Raw genomic sequence first — 1,176 nt, forward strand, 5'->3', positions numbered from 1 at the left:
TAATTTCCTGTCTTTTAAACTCGCGAGATGATCTCAACTTTTTACACTCGCGAGATGATCTCAGTTTTTTAAACTCGCGAAATAATTTCGCGGCCAGAAATCTTCAAACTCACGCCCAGCGAACCGGTTTTGCGGCGTGCCAGAAAACGCGGACGGCGACGACGCGGTTCCTGTCCCTGACGACGCTCTGTGCTCGCTGAAGCTGTAACACCGCCAATGCTGTCATAAAGCGGACGGGCAACACCATCGGCCTCAACCAGAAGCATCGGCAGCTTGTAAGCATTCGCCCATGCATGCCAGTCGGCGGCAACATCATCCAGATCATGCGCTACCAGCAGCGGCACAGACATTTGCGGGTCTTCGTGCATCAGTTCCAATGTCACAGTAATCAGACCCTGTTCATCTTCAACTGCACGGGCAGTCACGCCAAGAAACACATGGGCAGGCAATGCCACAGACATTGGCAAACCGCTGGAAGGCAATACGCGTCGCAGCACTGCGCCACGCTCATTGATCGTGAAAGTCACATCTTCCTGCTCGCCCGTTGAAGCGTAAGATACGCTCTGCGGGAACTGGAAAGGATCGAGACGGATCTCCCTGCTCGCCCAAACTGGTTTGTCCTGTTTTTCCAGCATCTGGTTCATTGTTTTCGCGCCCTGTTGCTTCTGAGAACCGCTGTTATTTTTATTTTCGGTCCTGTTATATTTGCGAGCCTTTTTGGCTTCGTTGGACACAAGAATAGCGCGGCAAAGTCACCAATCTGCTTAAATGACAGGGTTAATGCTTCTGTCTTTGCGGGAATGGTTTACAGATTCCAACTATCGGCTAAGCAGAAGTAAGACTTCGGAAAGACCGGTAAACAGCATTTAAACCATGAAAATCAGCGAATATTCATGATTTTTAACAAGAGCTAAACAATAAGCGCCCGTTCTGCTTCGCCAACAGCATTTTACCGCCTCCAAAGCCCTCAAACCTGAAGATTGTCTGAAAACCACAATCCGGCAGCAACCAGTTATTAAGGCTGAGGCTGTGGACATTAAATCCGCGTTAAACACGCGGGACAGTACATCAATCTTTTGCTAACCGCGTTTTTGCTGCTCAGAATGTGGATATTTACCGCTCGTTTATGATGAGCGGTGGGCAAAGCGGCCTGTTTTTAACAATTGAGCCGCCCCC

At 49.5% G+C, this 1,176-nt stretch carries 1 protein-coding gene; it reads right to left on the reverse strand.

Features of this window, described 5'->3' with window-relative positions; genetic code table 11:
* Positions 1-68 precede the first annotated feature (68 nt).
* A complete protein-coding gene (locus A918_RS0113875) occupies positions 69-635 on the reverse strand; it encodes a DUF6101 family protein (RefSeq protein ID WP_028233813.1) in 567 nt (188 codons plus the stop codon).
* Positions 636-1,176: the final 541 nt, after the last annotated feature.

This window comes from Pseudochrobactrum sp. AO18b (assembly GCF_000409565.1).
Taxonomy (GTDB): Bacteria; Pseudomonadota; Alphaproteobacteria; order Rhizobiales; family Rhizobiaceae; genus Pseudochrobactrum; species Pseudochrobactrum saccharolyticum.

Coding starts and splice junctions, on each gene's coding strand:
- A918_RS0113875 (WP_028233813.1), bottom strand. CDS start 635: ATGCTGGAAAAACAGGACAAACCAGTTTGGGCGAGCAGGGAGATCCGT.